At 72.0% G+C, this 18513-nt stretch carries 16 protein-coding genes; 6 read left to right on the forward strand and 10 right to left on the reverse strand.

Annotation, left to right across the window (positions count from 1 at the left end):
• Position 1 precedes the first annotated feature (1 nt).
• Positions 2–1729: a malto-oligosyltrehalose trehalohydrolase gene (gene treZ / locus ACZ6RT_RS12630; RefSeq protein ID WP_470153474.1), complete on the forward strand. Its 1728-nt coding sequence runs from the start codon at positions 2–4 to the stop codon at positions 1727–1729.
• A gap of 207 nt (positions 1730–1936) precedes the next feature.
• Here the strand turns inward: treZ and ACZ6RT_RS12635 are convergent, their stop codons facing one another.
• Positions 1937–2569: a hypothetical protein gene (locus ACZ6RT_RS12635; RefSeq protein ID WP_470153476.1), complete on the reverse strand. Its 633-nt coding sequence runs from the start codon at positions 2567–2569 to the stop codon at positions 1937–1939.
• 2040 nt (positions 2570–4609) lie between these two features.
• On the opposite strand from ACZ6RT_RS12635, the gene ACZ6RT_RS12640 reads away from it, so the two are divergent.
• On the forward strand, positions 4610–4981 hold the full coding sequence (locus ACZ6RT_RS12640) for a hypothetical protein (RefSeq protein ID WP_470153477.1): 372 nt from the start codon (positions 4610–4612) through the stop codon (positions 4979–4981).
• A gap of 173 nt (positions 4982–5154) precedes the next feature.
• Positions 5155–5832: a DNA alkylation repair protein gene (locus ACZ6RT_RS12645; protein ID WP_470153479.1), complete on the forward strand. Its 678-nt coding sequence runs from the start codon at positions 5155–5157 to the stop codon at positions 5830–5832.
• Between the two features lie 202 nt (positions 5833–6034).
• Here ACZ6RT_RS12645 and ACZ6RT_RS12650 read toward each other — a convergent pair whose 3' ends face one another.
• The 3 genes from ACZ6RT_RS12650 to ACZ6RT_RS12660 form a co-directional block, all read right to left on the reverse strand.
• Positions 6035–7114 (reverse strand): YbgA family protein, encoded by a 1080-nt coding sequence (locus ACZ6RT_RS12650; RefSeq protein WP_470153481.1) that lies wholly within the window; start codon positions 7112–7114, stop codon positions 6035–6037.
• Positions 7111–7635, reverse strand: a complete 525-nt coding sequence (locus ACZ6RT_RS12655; protein WP_399187561.1) for an RNA polymerase sigma factor — start codon at positions 7633–7635, stop codon at positions 7111–7113. The genes ACZ6RT_RS12650 and ACZ6RT_RS12655 overlap by 4 nt, the downstream gene beginning before the upstream one ends.
• A gap of 320 nt (positions 7636–7955) precedes the next feature.
• Positions 7956–8939, reverse strand: a complete 984-nt coding sequence (locus ACZ6RT_RS12660) for a MerR family transcriptional regulator (RefSeq protein WP_399187559.1) — start codon at positions 8937–8939, stop codon at positions 7956–7958.
• A 134-nt stretch (positions 8940–9073) separates the two neighbouring features.
• On the opposite strand from ACZ6RT_RS12660, the gene ACZ6RT_RS12665 reads away from it, so the two are divergent.
• Positions 9074–10522 carry a cryptochrome/photolyase family protein gene (locus ACZ6RT_RS12665; protein WP_470153484.1) on the forward strand — a complete coding sequence of 483 codons (1449 nt, stop codon included), beginning with the start codon at positions 9074–9076 and terminating at the stop codon, positions 10520–10522.
• A 169-nt stretch (positions 10523–10691) separates the two neighbouring features.
• On the opposite strand, the gene ACZ6RT_RS12670 is transcribed toward ACZ6RT_RS12665, so the two are convergent.
• The 6 genes from ACZ6RT_RS12670 to ACZ6RT_RS12695 form a co-directional block, all read right to left on the reverse strand.
• Complete coding sequence (locus ACZ6RT_RS12670) at positions 10692–11024, reverse strand: hypothetical protein (RefSeq protein WP_344888737.1); 333 nt, start codon at positions 11022–11024, stop codon at positions 10692–10694.
• A 37-nt stretch (positions 11025–11061) separates the two neighbouring features.
• On the reverse strand, positions 11062–11739 hold the full coding sequence (locus ACZ6RT_RS12675; protein ID WP_399187554.1) for a uracil-DNA glycosylase: 678 nt from the start codon (positions 11737–11739) through the stop codon (positions 11062–11064).
• A gap of 83 nt (positions 11740–11822) precedes the next feature.
• A complete protein-coding gene (locus ACZ6RT_RS12680) occupies positions 11823–12698 on the reverse strand; it encodes a carbohydrate ABC transporter permease (protein ID WP_399187552.1) in 876 nt (291 codons plus the stop codon).
• Positions 12695–14305 (reverse strand): ABC transporter permease subunit, encoded by a 1611-nt coding sequence (locus ACZ6RT_RS12685; protein WP_399187551.1) that lies wholly within the window; start codon positions 14303–14305, stop codon positions 12695–12697. The genes ACZ6RT_RS12680 and ACZ6RT_RS12685 overlap by 4 nt, the downstream gene beginning before the upstream one ends.
• 12 nt (positions 14306–14317) lie before the next feature.
• Entirely contained in the window at positions 14318–15649 is a 1332-nt protein-coding gene (locus ACZ6RT_RS12690; RefSeq protein ID WP_470153486.1) for an ABC transporter substrate-binding protein, read from the reverse strand.
• 143 nt (positions 15650–15792) lie between these two features.
• Positions 15793–17052, reverse strand: coding sequence for an ABC transporter substrate-binding protein (locus ACZ6RT_RS12695; protein ID WP_399187547.1), 1260 nt, complete (start codon positions 17050–17052; stop codon positions 15793–15795).
• A gap of 127 nt (positions 17053–17179) precedes the next feature.
• On the opposite strand from ACZ6RT_RS12695, the gene ACZ6RT_RS12700 reads away from it, so the two are divergent.
• Both ACZ6RT_RS12700 and ACZ6RT_RS12705 read left to right on the forward strand, forming a co-directional pair.
• A complete protein-coding gene (locus ACZ6RT_RS12700) occupies positions 17180–17686 on the forward strand; it encodes a PadR family transcriptional regulator (RefSeq protein ID WP_344888722.1) in 507 nt (168 codons plus the stop codon).
• Positions 17683–18444 (forward strand): ABC transporter ATP-binding protein, encoded by a 762-nt coding sequence (locus tag ACZ6RT_RS12705; RefSeq protein WP_399187544.1) that lies wholly within the window; start codon positions 17683–17685, stop codon positions 18442–18444. The genes ACZ6RT_RS12700 and ACZ6RT_RS12705 overlap by 4 nt, the downstream gene beginning before the upstream one ends.
• The last annotated feature ends 69 nt before the right edge of the window (positions 18445–18513 follow it).

Genomic DNA, 18513 nt, shown 5'->3' on the forward strand with positions numbered 1-18513 from the left:
CGTGTTCGAAGTATGGGCGCCACAGGCGACGTCGGTGGACGTGGAGATCGGCGAGGTCCGCTACCCCATGTCGGCGTCGGGCGGCGGCTGGTGGACCGCGGAGGTCCCCGGCGCCGGCCACGGCACCGACTACCGGTTCCGGCTGGACGGCGGCGACCCGATGCCCGATCCCCGAAGCCGCTGGCAACCGGACGGCATCTTCGGCCCGAGCCGCCTGTACGACCACGACCGCTTCGAGTGGGGCGACGAGCTGTGGCGGGGCCGTGACCTGCCGGGCGCGGTCATCTACGAGCTGCACATCGGCACCTTCACCCCCGAGGGCACCTTCGACGCGGCGATCGGCAAGCTGGAGCACCTGGTCGACCTGGGCATCGACTTCGTCGAGGTCATGCCGGTGCCGCCGGTGCCGGGCGGCCGCAACTGGGGCTACGACGGCGTGGACCTGTGGGCGGTCACCGAGAACTACGGCGGCCCGGACGCCTTCAAGCGCTTCGTGGACGCCTGCCACCGGCGCGGGCTGGGCGTGATCCTCGACGTCGTCTACAACCACCTGGGTCCCTCGGGGAACTTCCTGGCCCCCTTCGGCCCGTACTTCCACTCCAGCGCCTCCTCCTTCTGGGGGCAGGCGGTCAACCTGGACGGTCCCGGGTCCGACGAGGTGCGCGCCTACTTCGTCGGCAACGCGATGCAGTGGCTGCGCGACTACCACGTCGACGGCCTGCGGCTGGACGCCGTGCACGCGCTGCACGACAGCCGGGCCGTGCACCTGCTGGAGGAGCTGGCCGTCGAGACCGAGGCGCTCTCGGCCGCGGTGGGCAGGCCGCTGACGCTCATCGCCGAGTCCGACCTCAACGACCCCCGGCTGATGACGCCCCGCGAGGCCGGTGGGTACGGCCTGACGGGGGCCTGGAACGACGACGTCCACCACGCCCTGCACGTCGCGGTGAGCGGTGAGCGGCACGGCTACTACGACGACTTCCACGGTGCCCTGCCCAAGGTGCTCAGCCACGGCTACTACCACGACGGGACCTTCTCCGCCTTCCGGGGACGCTCCCACGGCCGCCCGGCGTCCCACGTTCCCGGGTACCGCTTCGTCTGCTGCGCGCAGAACCACGACCAGATCGGCAACCGGGCCGAGGGCGACCGGCTGGACCCCGAGGCGCTCCGGCTCGCCGCCGGGCTCCTGCTGACCTCGCCGTTCACGCCCATGCTGTTCATGGGGGAGGAGTGGGGGACGCGCTCGCCGTTCCTGTTCTTCACCGACCACGTGGAGCCGCAGCTGCGCGAGGGCGAGGGTGACCGGCGGCGCCGGGAGTTCGTGGGCTTCGGCTACGACGACTGGGCCGAGAAGGCGCCCGACCCCGGCGAGGAGACCACGTTCCTGCGCTCCAAGCTCGACTGGAGCGAGCTGGACAAGGACGCCCACCGGGCCCACCTGGACTGGTACCGGGCCCTGATCGCGCTGCGCCGCGCCCACCCCGAGCTGACCGACCCCCGGCTGGACCGGGTCAAGGTCGACCACGGCGAGTCCTGGCTGGTCGTGCACCGGGGAGGGCTCAGGGTGGCGGCCAACCTCGGGCCGGTCCCGCTCACGGTCAGGCTCGGCACGGGCCGGTCCGCGCCGGGACACGTCCTGCTCGCCTCGGAGGCGTCGGTGACCGTGCAGGGGGAGGAGCTGTCCCTGCCGCCCCGCTCGCTCGCGGTCGTCCGGCTGGACCCGCCGGTCTGACCCCTGTCCCCGTGGCACCCTCCCGTCGCCGGCGGGACGGTGCCACGGGGCCCCGGTCGTGGTCGCGGGGCGTCACCGGGGTACGGCGGCCCGCCTCCGCGCACCGTCCCCCGGCACGGAGTCCCGCGGAGGGTCTCCGGTCCCCCGGCACGGAGTCCCGCGGAGGGTCTCCGGTGATCCCGGAACCTCGCGGGGCACGCGCGGGGGTCAGCCGGGGAACGGCGAGACGTCCTTGACCGTGTACCCGCCCGCCTTGACCCTGAAGAACGGCGCGGGTGCCGCGCACCGGCGCAGTTCGGGGTCACCGGCCAGGCGTGGGCCCGACCATCCGATCCTGTCGAAACGGCCGGCGCCGTTGTCGGTGACGCTGAACCCGACCCGCTGGCCGACCCAGTCCGCGTTGTTCGCCGAGGCGGCGGTGACGAACCCGGTGACGGTGGCACTCCGCCCACCGGTGAGGACGCAGTCCACGGAGACGTCCGCCCATACGGTGGTCGGCGTGGGGGCGTTCGCGAAGTGGTGGTGGACCCGCGCGGTGCCTCGTGCCTCACCGGCGAAGGGGTCGAGCTCCCCGGGCCGGTAGGTGACGGTGGCGTCCACGGTGAACCGCACGTCGTCGTCCGGATCGGGATAGGCGATCCGGCCCGAGCCCTTGACGACCCCGATGACCGGCCTCTCCGCCGCGGGGCGTCCGGTCGCGGCGTCGGCCGTCGTCGCGCTCGCCGTCGTCGTGCTCGTCGTCCCGTTCGCTGTCGTCGCGCTCGCCGTCGTCGCGCTCGTCGACGGAACGGTGAGGGCGACGACCGAGATCAGTGCCATGCCGCCGGTCGCTCTTCTCATGCGCTTCTCCCTGGTGTCGAGGCGCCTTTTCGCGCCCCCGGTGAACGGCCCTCATCATGTGCGCGGGCCGCTGTGATCACGCTGAGAGGAGCTGAGGGCCGGCTCAGAAAGCGCCTGCGGCCGATCAGGTCACCGGACGGGGCCCGGCCCGGTACGAGAACGGGACGTGACCCGAAACGGCGGACACCGAAGGGAAATGCCCACTCCATTCCCGGAACGGCGAGGAATGGCCCTGACCCGTCGCGGGCCGGTCGCCCCGGCGGCAGGTCGGGGCCCCGTACGGTAGCGCGACCGGGCTGTAGCGCCCCGGGGAGCCGATCCGGTCGCGCTGTCGTACGGCGGCCGGCACCTCGTCGACCCGGCGCCGGAGTGGTTCATCATTAGTTTCTGGTAGAAAATTCACTGTTGTGGGGATTTCGTTACTACGCTCGTAATTTAATGACTGTTGGCGTGTTCGATGTGCCGATGTTTCCCGGATCGGGAATGTAATGCTGGTCGCCGATCGGGGCTGCTGCCCGGATTCCTCATGACAGACCTTGAATGGGAAAAATGACCTATAGGGGTAACAGGCGCATTTCGTGGGTGGGCTTCGACGGGTGTGCCTACACCCTGATCGTCACGGCGACGATCGCCGGGGCCTACCTGGCGGCGTCGTGCCGGACGCTCGCGGGTGCCGACGCCGGGGAGAGGGAGGGCCGGTACGGCTCGTCCTTCGTGCTCGCCGGTACGGCCGCGGACGCCTACCTCACCGATCCCCTCGCGAAGCACCGCACCCGTCCCGGGGCCGGGTGCCGGGACGGGCGATGCAGGCGCTGCGGCTGCGGGATCACGGTCTGCCACCGCGAGTGCAGGCGCGGACCACGCGGTCCCGCGGGCCCCAGGGGTGAGAAGGGGGCCGAGGGTGAGGAGGGCCGGCCGGGTCCGAGCCTGCCGGGACCGGCGGGCCCCCCGGGTCCCGTGGGCCCGCAGGGGCCTCCCGGCGTGTTTCCCGCTGACACGGGCCCTCCGGGGCCCCCAGGTCCTCCGGGGCCCGCGGGGCCGGTCGGTCCCGCAGGTCCGGCCGGCCCCGCGGGGGCGGACGATACGGACGGCGCACCGGGCGCACCGGGCGCACCGGGCGCGACAGGACCGGCAGGACCGGCAGGACCGACGGGCCTGACGGGGCCGAGGGGCCCGCGCGGTGTGAGGGGACCCGCCGGTGACACCGGTGCGACCGGTGCGACCGGTGCACGCGGCCCGGCCGGTGCGGCCGGACCCGCGGGTGCCAGGGGCCCGACCGGCCCGGCCGGTCCCGTGGGCGCGACGGGGTCCAGAGGCGTGCAGGGACGGCGTGGACCCGCCGGTGCCACGGGTGCGACCGGTGCCACGGGCGAGGCCGGTCCCGCGGGTGCGACGGGTGCCACGGGTGCCACGGGTGCCGCGGGGCCGAGGGGGCCGAGAGGTTTCCGGGGACCGAGGGGCTTTCGGGGGCTGAGAGGGGCGCGGGGACTGACCGCAGCCACGGGCCAGACCGGTCCGGCGGGCCCGGCCGGTCCCGTGGGGGCGACGGGGCCGAGAGGACAGACGGGTGCGACGGGGCAGAGAGGGGCGACGGGTGCGACGGGCCAGAGAGGTCTCACCGGGCCCCGGGGCCTGATCGGTCCGGCCGGCCAGCAGGGCCCCGCGGGACAGCCCGGTCAACCCGGTCAGACAGGACAGACCGGTCCCACCGGCGCGACCGGTCAGCAAGGTCCGGCGGGCCAGCCGGGGCAGCCCGGCCAGCAGGGCCCCGCCGGTCAGCCCGGCCAGACAGGACAGACCGGGCAGACCGGTCCCGCCGGTCCGACCGGGCAGCAGGGGCCCGCGGGACAGCAGGGTCCGGCCGGTCAGCCGGGACAGCCCGGCCAGCCCGGTCCGGCGGGGCAGCCCGGCCAGACAGGGCAGACGGGCCCCACCGGCCCGATCGGGCAGCAGGGGCCGGCAGGGCAGCAGGGGCCCGCGGGTCCGACCGGTCCTGCGGGCCCGGCCGGCCCGGCCGGGCCTGCGGGTCCCGTGGGCCCGGTGGGACCCGCAGGTCCGCCGGGACCCGCGGGTGCCGCCGTCCTGAACGTGCGGTCGGGCGGGAGCGTCGCCACCTCCCTCAACGACGTGGCCCGGTTCACCGCGCTCGTCCTGGGCAACGGGACGACGTCGATCCGGGACCCGCGCACGAACCCGCCCTGGCACGGCGTCATGTCGGTGCCGGGATACCCCGGCGACGTGACCCAGGTGGCACTGGACAGTGACGCCACCGACCTCTACGTCACGGTGCTGAACGCGACCGGCATGGTCTCCCACACGACCTGCCTCGTACGGCCCACCCCGGGAACGCTGTCGGACCCGGCCTGGCCGCGGAACTGCGAGGCCTTCACCGACCTGACCCCGCCGAACTGAGAATCCTGCCCTCACCCCGTCCGTACGAGGACGGCGGTGCCGCGAACCGCTCGAACGGGCGAGGACGCGGCGTCCCGTGCCGATGGCCGCCGGACCGGCGGGTGCGACGGGAGGCGGCCTTCCGCCGTAGGCTGCATCCCACCTGTGACGGACGGAAGGCTGAGGTGGCCGGGATGACGGTGGCCGAGGTGATGGCCGAGCTGGCCGAGCTCGAGAACCCGAGAATGCGCGAGGTGAACGAGAGACACGGTGACGATCACGGTGTGAACCTCGGCAAGCTGCGCGCGATCGCGAAGCGGCTGAAGACCCAGCAGGAACTCGCGTGCCGGCTCTGGGAGACGGGAGACACCGCGGCGAGGCTGCTGGCGATCCTGACCTGCCGCCCGAAGGCGTTCGGGCGCGACGAGCTGGACGCCATGTTGCGCGAGGCGCGCGCGCCCAAGGTGCACGACTGGCTCGTGAACTACGTGGTGAAGAAGGGCCCGCACGCCGAGGAACTGCGCCTGGCCTGGTCGGCCGATCCGGACCCGGTCGTCGCGAGCGCGGGATGGGCGCTGACCGTCGAGCGCGTGGCGAAGCGGCCCGAGGGCCTCGACCTGCCGGGACTGCTGGACGTCGTCGAGGCGCGGATGAAGGACGCCCCGGACCGCCTGCAGTGGGCGATGAACCACTGCCTGGCTCAGATCGGGATCGAGCACGCGGAACACCGCGCCCGCGCGATCGACATCGGTGAGCGCCTGGAGGTGCTCAAGGACTACCCGACCCCCCCGGGCTGCACGTCCCCGTTCGCGCCCGTCTGGATCGACGAGATGGTGCGCCGGGACGCGTCCCGGAGCGAAGCACGCTCCTAGGGCGCCCCGACCGGCACCCCGGCGTGCCGCGCGTTCCCCGGGACGCCGGGAGTCCTCCGCCGTCCGTCTCCTCGTGCCCGGTGAGGCGGACCGGTGGCCCCTCCCTCGCGGGAGCCCGGCCTTCCCGTGGTCGCGGTCTTCCCGGCCGCCGCGAAGGCCCCCGCGCCCGGGTTCGTGGGCAGGCGTCGCGATGGCCGGAAGTTCAGGCGGGCACGTGGTTGCGAAGCCGGAGCCCCTCCGGGTACGGGGCGAAGTAGGTCTGGTCGCGCACGTACTCGGAGGCCTCGCCCCGGGCGTGGTGGCGGATCAGGGTGGTGGGGACGCTCAGCGACACCCGGCCGGCCCGGTAGGCGGCGATGACCTCGGCGAGGTCGGCCCGGCGGGCCGGGTCGAGCGCCTCGCTCAGCATGCCCACGCAGTGCTGCAGGACGTTGACGTTGCGGCCGATTCCGGCCTTGGCGGTGAACGCCGTGGCGAAGGAGCGCGCGTAGTCGCCGGCCAGCTTCTCGCGGGGAAGTACGCCCGCCTGGGCGACCAGCCGCCCGGCCTCCCGGTAGGCCGTGGGATGGTGGGCGAGCAGCTGCATCTTGTGCCGCGCGTGGAAGGCCACCAGGTCCCGGGGCCGCCAGTCGCTCTGCAGCAGGGCGCGGAGCCGGGCGTGGGCGAAGATCCGTTCCACGAAGGTCTCGCGGAGCAGGGCGTCGTTGAGCCGTCCCTCCTCCTCCACCGGCAGCAGCGGGTGGGTCTCCAGGACGACGGCCGCGAACACGCCCCGGCCCCGCCGGTGCACGACCGGGTTCCGGTTGCCGCTCCTGCGCCCGTTGCCGTCACCCCAGGTCGAGGTGACGCCCTCCGGGTCGTGGGCGTACAGGGGGATGCCGTGCACACCGCAGCTGGGGCTCTTGGACTTGAGGACGTAGCCGTCGACCTCGTCCAGGGTGCGCGCCCGCTCGGCGGCCAGGGCGGTCATCCGGTCGGTGAGGTCGATCCGGGTCTTGCGGGTGACCAGGCGCGGGCCGTCCGGTGAGTTCTCCAGGCGGAGGGTCTCGCGCGGCGAGCCGAGGCCGATCTCCATCTCCGGGCAGACGTGCACCCAGTCCACGTGGGCGTCGAGCTCGTCGCCGAGGAAGCGGTCGCGGCTGTGGCCGCCGTTGAACCGGACGGGCTCTCCCATGAGGCAGCTGGAGACCGCGATCCTCGGCCTGACGGCCGCTTCCTCGGCTCCGGTGGTCGCGGTGGTCCCGGCCTGGGGCGTCCGCGCGGGGGTGGACCGGCCGTTCATGCGGCGGCCGCGGTGAGTATGCCGGACAGGCGGCGCAGGCCACGGGCCGTACGGGCCTTGACCGTGCCGAGGGGGACGCTCAGCCTCTCGGCGATCTCCCGCTGGGTCAGGTCCGCGTAGTAGGCCAGCTCGATGGCCTGGCGCTGGGGCGCGGGCAGCTCGGCCAGCGCCCGCTGCACCTGGTCGCGCTCGGCCATGCCGTCCCCGTCCACCCGGCCGTCGTCGCCCGCCGGGTCCGCCAGCACGTCCAGCGGCACCGTGCGCAGGGTGCGCATCCGCAGGTGGTCGACCGCACGCTTGTGGGCGATCCCGAGCATCCAGGCGGGCAGGCTGCGTGACGGGTCGAAACGATGCCGTGAGCGCCAGACCTCGGCGAACACGATCTGCTGGAGATCGTCGATCTCCTGTGGCGGTACGAAGCGCCGCAGGTAGGAGCGCACCAGGGAGCCGTGAACACGGAAGCACTCGGCGAGCGCCATGTCGTCGCCGGCGGCGAAGCGAATGTTCAAGGTGTCTGTCATGATGACTCCCTTACCGAGATAAGCTACTCAAAACTTATTCATACTCGCTCGGTGGGCGTGATCGCAAGCGGCGGGGACGACCGGTCGTGAGACGTTCACCCCACGGGGTGAGGACGGGGACGAGATGCCGGAAACCGGGTGCGGAGGCCGTCCAGGGCCGGTGGGGGCGTGGACGGGACGCCCGAGGAGAGGGCGGTGTCACGCCGGGGACCGGGCGCCGAGGCCGTCCGGGACCGGTGGGAGGGGGTGGGGGCGTCCCGGGACGCGGGAGGCCGGGCCCGGGACGGGTGACGTTTCCGGGACGCACCGGGAGGGCGGGGTCAGTCCAGGGCGGCCAGGACGCGGGTGATCGCGTCCTCGAACGAGGTGACGTGCGGGATCGACGCGGGCAGCCCCTCCTGCCAGCCGACGCCCCCGGCGATGATCCGGCTCGGCGGGCGGAGCGCGGGCAGCGACGCGAGCGGGGCGGGATCGCCGGTGGCCGGGAGCTGGGACCAGACGAAGACCACCGAGGGCCCCAGGCGGCGCATCGCGTCCGCCAGCGCGGGGTAGGGGGTGCGGGAGCCCAGCACCCGCGTCTCGACCCGGTGCTCGGTGGTCAGGGCCGCGGCCAGCGCGTAGATCGGCAGGCTGTGCTGGTCGTCCTGGGCGCAGGCGAGCAGGACGGGACGGACGTTGACCGGCCGGGCCGGACGCTCGGTGAGCCCGATCAGGGAGGCCAGCAGCCGGTCGGAGAACAGGTGCTCGACCTCGACCCCGGCGGAGCTCTCCTGCTGGAGCCTGCAGATCGTCTCGAAGACCGGGATCACCAGCCGCTCCCAGGTCCACGGCACGCCGTGCCTGGCCAGCGCCGCGCCGAGCCAGTCGTGCACCGTCCGGCTATCCAGCGCCGCCGCCGCCCGCGCCAGCATCGCCACGGTCGGCACCGCCGGGGCGTCCTGCCGCCCGGCCGCGGGGGAGGGGACGCGCTCCGGGGACGGCCGCCTCGGACCGGGCTCCGGTGCGGTCCCGGAGCCGGGGGCGGGCTCGGCCCGCGCCTCGGGGACGATCTCGATCCTCAGCACCTCGCGGGCCGCGTCGGCCGCGGGGACGCCGCTCTTGATGAGCCGGTTCATCTCCTCCAGGCGCCACAGGTCACGGGCGTCGTAGCGGCGGTGCCCCCCCGGGCTCCGGCGGCTCGGACCCAGGCCGTAGCGTAGGTTCCAGGTCCGCAGCGTGGGGGCGGGTACGCCGAGGCGCCGTGCGACGGCTCCGATGCCATAGCCCGGTTCCTCATCGATCTCCACCTGACGCTGCTCGTCCATCTCATCTCATTTCCGGCCCGTCATCGCAATACCAAGAGTGACAGGCGACGGGAGCGGTCGCTCCCTGAACGTTCCTTCGAGATGCGGGCTCTGCTGGATGCAACCGACCCAGCGTGACCGGCCGAAAGGAAAACGTGACCGATACGGTGATCGTTCTGTTCAGCCGCGACCTCCGGGTGCACGACCACCCGGCGCTCGCCGCGGCGTGCGAGCGCGCACGTCATGTCGTACCGCTCTTCGTGGCCGACCCCGCCGTGCCGTCGGGCAACCGGTGGGGCTTCCTGTCACAGTGCCTGGCCGACCTGCGGGAGTCACTTCGTGAACGCGGCGGCGAGCTGGCCGTCCGCCGGGGCGACACGGTCGCCGAGACGATGCGCCTGGCCGGGGAGCTGGGGGCGGACGCCGTCTACGCGAGCCTGGACGTCAGCACCTTCGCGCGCCTGCGCCAGCGCAGGCTGGCCGAGGAGTGCGAGCGCGCCCGGATGGAGTACCGGCTGTTCCCGGGCCTGACGGTCGTCCCACCGGACGCCCTGCGCCCCTCGGGCGGAGGGGACCACTACCGGGTCTTCACGCCCTACTGGAGGGCCTGGAGCGGGCGCCCGCGGCGGGAGGTGCTCAAGGCCCCGGGGACGGTGCCCGTTCCACGGAGCCTGTTCGCGGGCCCCCTGCCCGAGCCGGAGTGCCGGACCTACGAGCTGTTCACCGGCGGCGAGACGGTCGGCCGCCGCAGGATGGAGCAGTGGCTGAGGCACTGCGTGCGGGAGTACACCGACGGCCACGACGACATGGCCGGCAACCGCACGTCCAGGCTCAGCCCGTATCTGCGCCTCGGCTGCATCTCACCGCTGGAGCTGGAGTCGCTGGCCCGGGAGGCCGGGAACATGTGGGCCGCCGGAGCCACCGGGTCCGCCGGGTCCGCCGGGATGGTCGGTCTCGCCGGGGACGCCGACCCCGCCGGGGAGGCCGACCCCTCGGGGAACGCGCGTCCCGAGGACGCCGGGGACCCGCGGGAGGCCGCGTACGCCCGGGCCGCGGGCGAGGTCGCGGCCTTCGTCAGGCAACTGTGCTGGCGCGACTTCTTCTACCAGGTGACGCGGGCCTTCCCGCGCATGGACCGGGACGACTACCGCCCGCGCGGGAACGAGTGGCGCGGTGACGAGCAGGCGGCGCAGGCGTGGAAGGAGGGCATGACCGGCGTCCCGATCGTGGACGCCGGCATGCGGCAGATGCTCACCGAGGGCTGGATGCACAACCGGGCCCGGCTGATCACGGGCTCGTTCCTGGTGAGGCGGCTCGGCGTCGACTGGCGCGTCGGGGGCGACCACTTCTTCGAGCACCTGCTCGACGGTGACGTGGCCAACAACTACGGCAACTGGCAGTGGGTCGCCGGGACCGGCAACGACACCCGTCCCAACCGGCCCGTCAACCACATCCGCCAGGCCAGGCGCTACGACCCGGACGGCGAGTACGTCCGCCGGTACGTCCCCGAGCTGCGCGCCGTGCCGAAGCGGATGATCCACGAGCCGTGGCGGCTCCCGGCGCCGGTGCCGGGCTACCCGCCGCCGCTGGTGTCCATGGACTGACCGGAGGGCCCGCCAGGACGGACCGGCCGGAAGGCCCGGGGAGAGGCCCCGGCCGCGCGGAAGGCCCGTGAAAAAGCCCTGCCGGCGAGCGGCCCTCCCCGCGGGGCGCCGGCGGGGAGGGCCACCCACCGGCAGGGCGGCCAGGGGGAAGGTCGTCGAGGGCGGGGCGTCAGTGCTGGTGGTCGTCCTCGTCGTCGTCCTCGTCCGAGGGGCCGTCCGAGGGCTCGACACCCAGCACGGCCTCACGGGGCTCGATCTGGTCCACATGCTCGATCAGTCCCAGCACGTGGTCCGGCTCGATCAGCCACTGCAGCGCGGTGGCGCCGGTCTCGTCGGAGGAGACCAGCTCGGCCTGCTCCTTGCGCTCGTCGTCGTCCAGATCGGCGTCAGGGTGGTTGACCTCTTTCAGCGCGGCGGCCTGCAGGGCGGCGATGTCCTGCACCTCCACGGTCAGCTCAACGGTAAGACGCAGATAGCGTTCGGTGCCCGATTCATCACTCATGGTGGAAATCCTAGTGCCTGGAGAGGGGCGGACCCGCCTAGGGGAGCTTCCACTCCACGGGGGTCGCGCCCTGTTGCCGGAGAAGGTCGTTCGTTCTGCTGAACGGGCGGGAGCCGAAGAAACCGCTGCGCGCGGACAGGGGGCTCGGGTGGGCCGACTCGACGGCGGGCAGGTCGCCGAGCATCGGGCGCAGGGTGCGGGCGTCGCGGCCCCACAGGATCGACACCAGGGGCGTGCCGCGCGCGACGAGGGCCTCGATGGCCCGCGCGGTGATCTCCTCCCAGCCCTTGCCCCGGTGCGAGGCGGGCTTGCCCGGCATGACGGTGAGCACCCTGTTCAGCAGGAGCACGCCCTGCTCGGTCCAGGGGGTCAGGTCGCCGTTGCTCGGCATCGGGAGCCCGAGGTCCTCGGTGAGCTCCTTGTAGATGTTGCGCAGACTGCCCGGGATGGGCTTCACGTCCGCCGCGACGGAGAAGCTCAGGCCGATCGGGTGACCCGGGGTGGGGTAGGGGTCCTGCCCCACGATCAGGACCTTCACCTGGTCGAAGGGCTGCTGGAAGGCGCGGAGCACATTGGGCCCGGAGGGGAGGTACTGCCTGCCCTCGGCCACCTCCCTCCGCAGGAACTCGCCCATTTCGGCGACCTTCTCGGAGACGGGTTCGAGGGCCTTGGCCCACCCGGCTTCCACGACTTCGTTCAAGGGACGTGCGGCCATGGGTGGACCCTATCGAGGTTTGAGGTCCGGTACGGCGCACCCCGTCGAATCGACGCGCGCCGTACCGGGCCTGCCCCTGTTATCTATTTCACCGAACCAGCCATCATCCCCTGAACGAAGTAGCGCTGGAAGGCGAAGAAAAGGATCAACGGGATGATCAGCGACAGGAATGCACCCGGCGCAAGAATGTCCACGTTGGTCCCGAATTGCCGCATTTGCGATTGAAGAGCCTTGGTCATCGGCTGGTTCTCGGGGTTGGCGAAGACCAGCGAGACGAGCAGGTCGTTCCACACCCAGAGGAACTGGAAGATGCCGAGCGAGGCGATCGCGGGCTTGGCCAGCGGGAACACCACGGTCGAGAAGATCTTCCACTCCCCGGCGCCGTCCATCCGCGCCGCCTCCAGCAGCGAGCGCGAGATGCCCGCGAAGAAGTTACGGAGCAGGAAGATGGCGAAGGGGAGGCCGAACGCCACGTGGAAGAGCACCACGCTGACGATGGAACCGAAGATCCCGGCCGATCCGTAGAGCTTGGCGATCGGGATCAGCGCGATCTGGGTCGGCACCACCAGCAGGCCGACCACGACCAGGAACAGGGCGTCCCTGCCGGGGAACTCCATCCAGGCGAACGCGTACGCCGCCATGGCCGCGATGCCGATCACCAGGACGGTCGAGGGCACCGTGATGAACACGGTGTTCCAGAACGACGCGGTGAACCCGGTGGCCAGCAGGTCGGAGTAGTTCTTCAGGGTGAGCTCGGCCGGCTTGGTGAACACCGTCCACCAGCCGGTGGAGTTGTTGGCCGTCTCATTGCGGATCGAGACGACGAACAGGCCCAGCGTGGGGACCAGCCAGAACAGGCCGATCACCACCAGGACCGCCTGGACCACACCGCCGCCGATCCGGTCCACGATCCTGCCGAGGGCGCCGCGCCGCGGGGCGCCGAGAGTGGAGGTCGTCACTGGTTGTCCCTCCGGAACCGGCGGATGTTGAGAATCATGAAGGGCAGGACGAGGATCAGCAGGAAGATGGCCAGCGCGCTGCCCAGCCCCTGGTTGCTGCCCCCGCCGAACGAGACCCGCCACATCTCCAGCGCGATCACGTTGGCCTGTGGCTGCACCGATCCCGGGGCGATGACGAAGACCAGGTCGAACACCTTCAGGGTGTTGATGATCATCGTCACGAACACCACCAGGAGCACCGGGGAGAGCAGCGGAACGGTGATCTTCCGGAACACCTGCCACTCGGTGGCGCCGTCGATGCGGGCCGCCTCCAGCGCGTCGCGCGGGATGGCCGCGAGGCCGGCCGCGATCAGCACCATGGCGAACCCGGCCCACACCCAGATGAACGCGCCGATGATCGCCGGAGTGATCAGCGCCGGGCCCAGCCAGGGGATGCCGTTGAAGGCGGCCTGGAAGTTCGACTGCGGCAGCCGTACCTGGTAGTCGCCCGGAGCGAGCCCGCCGAAGCGGAAGGTCCCGTCGGCCTCGGTGGTGGCGGTGGCCTTGACGGCGCCGTTCTGCACCGCCTCGACCGTCACCCCGGACAGGGCCTTCTCGGTGGCGTCCACCTGGTTGAGCGCGCCACCGCCGCCCTGGGTGAAGTCCACCCAGACGGTCCCGGCCAGCTCGCCGGAGGCGGGCTGCGCGGCCTTCGCCGTCGCGGCCGAGGCCACGTCGGCGGGCTTCACGCCCACCAGCGGGATGAGCACCGGCTGCCCGGGCTTGACGGGCTGCCTGGTCACCACCGCGCCCTGCTGGGTGACGACGGGCGCCTGGTCGTTCTGCCGGGCGCGGGCGTCGGGGTAGGTCTGGCCGGAGCCGAAGAAGCCGGTCACCGTGGTGGCCACGGCGTTGGCCACGCCCCGGTCGGGGTCCTGCTCGTAGACCAGGCGGAAGATGACGCCCGAGGCCATCAGGGAGACGGCCATCGGCATGAACACGATCAGCTTGAACGCGGTCGCCCAGCGGATCCGCTCGGTCAGCACCGCGAAGATCAGGCCGATCACGGTGACCAGGGCCGGGGCCACCAGGACCCAGATCAGGTTGTTCCTGATCGTGGTCAGGGTGCTGGAGTCACTGAAGATCGTCGCGTAGTTGTCCGCCCCGACGAAGGTGTTGCCGCTTGCGTCGTAGAGGCTGCGGAAGATGGAGTAGATGATCGGGTAGATCACCATCACCCCGAGCACCAGCGCGCCCGGCAGCAGGAACCACAGCGCCAGCCGGGGCGGCGGTCCCAGCCGGGAGGCCCCGGCGGGGATAACCGTCGGGGCGGCGGGCCCCGCCGGGGCGAGCTCGGGCCCCGCGGTCGCCTCCGGTACGGCCGGGTGGCCGGACCGCTCGGTCGTGCCGGTGGACCCGGAGACCGCGCCCTCGGAGGCGGTGGCCTCGGCGGTGGTGGTCCCGGGGGCCGCCGTCCCCAGGGCCGGGGACCCCGGGGCCCCGGGGGCGGTGTCGGAGGCCGGCGACGAGGAGTCGTCCGGCGGGATGTCGTTCGGTCCGGAGGAGGGACCGCGGGCGGCGTCGCCGCCGCCGCGCGGGCCCTGCGGGCCGTCTAACCGTTCGGTCACGGCCGCTCTCCCCTACTTCCAGGCCTTCTTGGCGTCGGCCTCGAGCTTGGCCTGGATGCCCTTGATGTCGGAGGGGTCGCGGACGAAGTCCTGCAGGTGCTTCCACTCGGCCTTGCCGTCGGTGCCGCCGAAGGCGCTGGGCGCGAGGTCGGACATGTCGTAGCGGACGGTCTCACCGGCCGCGATGATCGTCTCGGCGAGCTTCTTGGTCAGCTCGTCGGGGTAGTTGTCCGGGGAGACGTTGCGGTTGGGGGACAGGTAGCCGGGCAGCTTCGCCCAGACCTCGCCGCCCTCCTTGGAGGCGAGGAACTCCAGCAGCGCCATCGCGCCCTTGGAGTCCTTCAGCGCCACCGCGATGTCGCCGCCCAGCACGACCGGGGCGGTGTCACCGGCCTTGGGGAACGGGAAGTACTTGGCCTCCTCGCCGAGCTTGGCGCCCGACTGCTCGGCCGTGACGCCCACGAAGTCCGCCTCGATGACCATCGCCGACTTGTCCTGGCCGTAGACCTGGGTCACGCAGGTCGGGAAGTCGGTCTGCAGGGCGCCGGCGGAGCCGCCGAGCAGGAACTCCTTCTTGCCGACGAGCTGGGCGATCTTCTCCAGCGCGGTGGTGACGCTGGGGTCGGTCCACGGGATCTCGTGCTTGGAGAGCTTGGTGTAGTTCTCCGGGCCCGCGGTGGACAGGTAGACGTTCTCGAACAGGTCGGTCAGCGTCCAGCCGGAGGCGCCGCAGAGCGAGAACGGCGGGGTGCCGGAGTCGGCGACGGTCTGGGCGGTCTTGATCAGGTCGTCCCAGGTGGCCGGGGGCTGCGCGCCGGCGTCCTGGAAGGCCTGGTCGCGGTACCAGATGAGCGACTTGTGGGCCGCCTTCACCAGCACGCCGTAGGACTGGCCGCCGGCCGAGCCGAGCTCCTTCCAGTACGGGGTGTAGTTCTGGTCGATCTGCGCCAGGACCTCGGGGGTCAGCGGCTTGAGCGCCTTCTGGTCGGCGTACTGGCCCACCAGGCCGGGCTGGGGCAGGATCGCGATGTCCGGCGGGTTGCCGCCCTGGATGCGCGGGCCGAGGTAGGCGCCGGTGTCCTCACCGGTGGAGGCGTAGGTGACCTTGGCACCGGTCTTCGCCTCGAACGCCTTGAGCACCTGCTGGAAGTTCTCCTGCTCGGCGCCGGTCCACTTGGCGGCGACCTCGACGGTCACGCCTTCGAGGGTCTTGGCCGCGGCGGCCGGCGCGGAGGAGCCGCCGCTCGCTGCGGGGGACGCGGCCGGGGTCGACGACCCGCCGCCACACGCGGCGAGAGCCAGCGCCAGTCCCGCCGTGGTCACCGCGGGGATGGTTTTGCGCATGCTGGACAGACCTCCTGGATATGGCGTTCCCACCGGCGGGGGAGCTGCCGGGACGGGAACGGTCGTACGAATTGAGATGTATTCGGTGTGACGTTTTTCGTTCGACGTGCTCGGAGGCGGTGCCGTACCGGGGCGTCCCGGCGTCACCGGCCTCGGATGATCTCGTCGAGCTGGCTTTTCATGGAGGCGACGACGTCGTCGCCGGCCTCCTCGAAGGGCGGGGTGAGCGCGTTGGAGACCGCACTGGCGATCGCCAGGCTCACCTGTTCGTAGTTGGCACTGGCGGGCCTGGGCCGAGCCGACAGGATGCTCTGCTTCAGGACCGGCAGGTAGGGGAACCGTTTGATCAGTTCGGGGTCGTCGTACAGCTCGGCCCACACGGGCGGGAACGAGCCCTCGGTGAGCACCCGGCGCTGGTTCTCCAGGCTGGTGAAGTAGCGGATGAACTCCACGGCCGACTTCTGCCGCTTGGAGAACGCGCTGACCGCGAGGTTGTACCCGCCCAGGGCCCCGGTGCCCGGCCCGTTCGGGCCGGGCAGCCGGGTGACCGCGAAGCGGTCCGCGACGGACGAGGCGGTGGCCGGTCCGTACGCGTGCGGCCAGTTCCTGGCGAAGGCCAGCCTGCCCTCCTGGAAGGCCAACCTGGACTCCTCCTCCTTGTAGGTGAGCGACTCCACGGGGATCCACCCCTCGCGGAAGCCGTTCACCAGGAAGTTGAGCCCGGACGTGGCCTTGGCCACGTCCATGGTCACCTTGGTGCCGTCGGGGCTGAGGATCTGCCCGCCGGCCGACTGCACGGCCTCGGTGAAGTTGACGGTCAGGCCCTCGTACGCCAGGAACTGCCCTGCGTACCCGCCGATCCGGTGCTTGGCGTGCAGGGCGCGTGCCTGCTCGCGAAGCTCCTTCCAGGTCTTCGGCGGGGAGAACTTGTGCTTGGCCAGCAGGTCCTTCCGGTAGTAGAGCAGCCCGGCGTTGCTGGTGTACGGCACCGCCCAGAGCTTGCCCCGGTAGACGGCGGTGTCGACGACCGGGGGCAGGAACCGGCCGAGCGGGAACGTGCCCCGCTCCAGCGGCAGGATCCAGCCCGCGTCGGCGAACTCCGCCGTCCAGACCACGTCCAGCCCGAGCACGTCGTAGCGGTCGCTCTTCGCCTGGAGGTTGGCGACCATCTGCGCGCGCTGCTCGTCGGCCGCCTCGGGGAGTTCGAGCAGGGTCGCCCGCTCCTCGGGGTGCGCCTGGTTCCACCGGTCGAGCAGCGGCTGCAGGTACGCGGTGGTGTCGCGCCCGATCACCAGGGTGAACGGGCCGCTCCCGCCGAAACGGTCGGTGGGCTGCGCGTCGGCCGCCGAGCATCCGCTCAGAAGGATCATGGTGAGCGCGACGGGGATGAATCGGCGCATCATGACCTCCTGATTTCCAGTTGGTTACATACGTGTTAGGTAGATGCATGCATGTTATGCATAGCGATAACATCAGCGTCAACGGATGGACACGTAACGCTCACGTAACGAGCTTCCGAGGAGGTGGGGCGTGCGGCTGACGCTGCTGGCGCTCCTCGCGAAGGAACCTGCCCACGGGTACGAGCTGAAACAGGCACTTGAACAGATCTTCGGCAGCGCCTACCCTTCACCGAACATCGGGCAGATCTACGTCACGCTCGGCCGCCTGGAGAAGGACGGCCTGGTGCGCGCCGTGGGCGTCGAGCAGTCCAACCGGCCGAACAAGAAGGTCTACCACCTGACGGCGGAGGGCCGCGAGGCGCTCGGCACGTGGGTGGACGAGCCCTCGGAAGGGCCCAGGGTCCGGGACGAGTTCTTCATGAAGCTCGTGCTGGCCCCGACGACCGGAATCGCCGACAGAACAGCGATGATCAATCGCCAGCGACGTCACTACCTCGGACTGATGCGTGACCTCAACGAGCTCGCCGAGCGGACCGACCCGGCCAACCAGGTCGCGCTGCTGCTCGTCGAGGGGGCCATGCTCCACCTCCAGGCCGACCTCGACTGGCTCGAGCGCTGCCAGGAGGACCTGAGGTGACCCCTTCCGCGGTCGACGTCCCTCCCGTGGTCGACACCGTCAATCTCGTGAAGATCTACCAGGACGGCGGGGTGCCGGTGCCCGCCGTGCGCGGGGTCGACCTGCGGGTGGCCGCGGGGGAGTTCGTCGCGATCATGGGACCGTCCGGCTCGGGCAAGTCCACCCTGGTGCACATGCTCGGCGGCCTGGAGAGCCGCACCAGCGGGGAGATCTGGCTGGACGGCCAGCGGGCCGACACGCTGGGCGAGAGCGCCTGGGCGCTGCTGCGCAGGCGGAAGATCGGCTTCGTCTTCCAGTTCTTCAACCTGGTCGCCAACATGACCGTGGCCGACAACGTCGAGCTGCCCGCGCTGCTGGCCGGGGTCTCCGCGCGTGAGGCCCGCAGGCGCCGCGAGCACCTGCTGGGCGAGCTCGGCCTGACCGACCGCGCCGACGCCGCGCCCTCCCAGCTCGCCGGTGGCGAGCAGCAGCGGGTCGCGCTGGCCCGCGCGCTGGCCAACGAGCCGAGCCTGCTGCTCGCCGACGAGCCCACCGGCAACCTCGACAGCCGCAACACCCGCGACGTGCTGCGCCTGCTCGGCGAGGTGCACCGCGACGGCCAGACCGTCATCCTGGTCACCCACGACGCCAGGGTGGCCAGCCTGGCCGACCGGGTGGTCTCCCTGCTGGACGGCCAGATCGTCGACGACGGCGGCGCGGGACTGGTCCGGCGCCGACCCAGGGGCGGCGCGGGCGACGTCGTCGAGCTGAGGGGCTGACCGGTGCCTCTCCGGGCCGGGCCGCCCGCGCTCCCCGTGCGCCCCGCGCTCCTCATGAGCCCTGCCCCC

The organism is Streptosporangium sp. NPDC050148 (genome assembly GCF_055586505.1).

Excerpts from the sequence above, each read along its gene's own strand:
- ACZ6RT_RS12645 (WP_470153479.1), top strand. The coding sequence starts at position 5,155 with ATGACGGTGGCCGAGGTGATGGCCGAGCTGGCCGAGCTCGAGAACCCG.
- ACZ6RT_RS12675 (WP_399187554.1), bottom strand. The coding sequence starts at position 11,739 with ATGGCCGCACGTCCCTTGAACGAAGTCGTGGAAGCCGGGTGGGCCAAG.
- ACZ6RT_RS12660 (WP_399187559.1), bottom strand. The coding sequence starts at position 8,939 with ATGGACGAGCAGCGTCAGGTGGAGATCGATGAGGAACCGGGCTATGGC.
- ACZ6RT_RS12650 (WP_470153481.1), bottom strand. The coding sequence starts at position 7,114 with ATGAACGGCCGGTCCACCCCCGCGCGGACGCCCCAGGCCGGGACCACC.
- ACZ6RT_RS12635 (WP_470153476.1), bottom strand. The coding sequence starts at position 2,569 with ATGAGAAGAGCGACCGGCGGCATGGCACTGATCTCGGTCGTCGCCCTC.
- ACZ6RT_RS12690 (WP_470153486.1), bottom strand. The coding sequence starts at position 15,649 with ATGCGCAAAACCATCCCCGCGGTGACCACGGCGGGACTGGCGCTGGCT.
- ACZ6RT_RS12655 (WP_399187561.1), bottom strand. The coding sequence starts at position 7,635 with ATGACAGACACCTTGAACATTCGCTTCGCCGCCGGCGACGACATGGCG.
- ACZ6RT_RS12670 (WP_344888737.1), bottom strand. The coding sequence starts at position 11,024 with ATGAGTGATGAATCGGGCACCGAACGCTATCTGCGTCTTACCGTTGAG.
- ACZ6RT_RS12695 (WP_399187547.1), bottom strand. The coding sequence starts at position 17,052 with ATGATGCGCCGATTCATCCCCGTCGCGCTCACCATGATCCTTCTGAGC.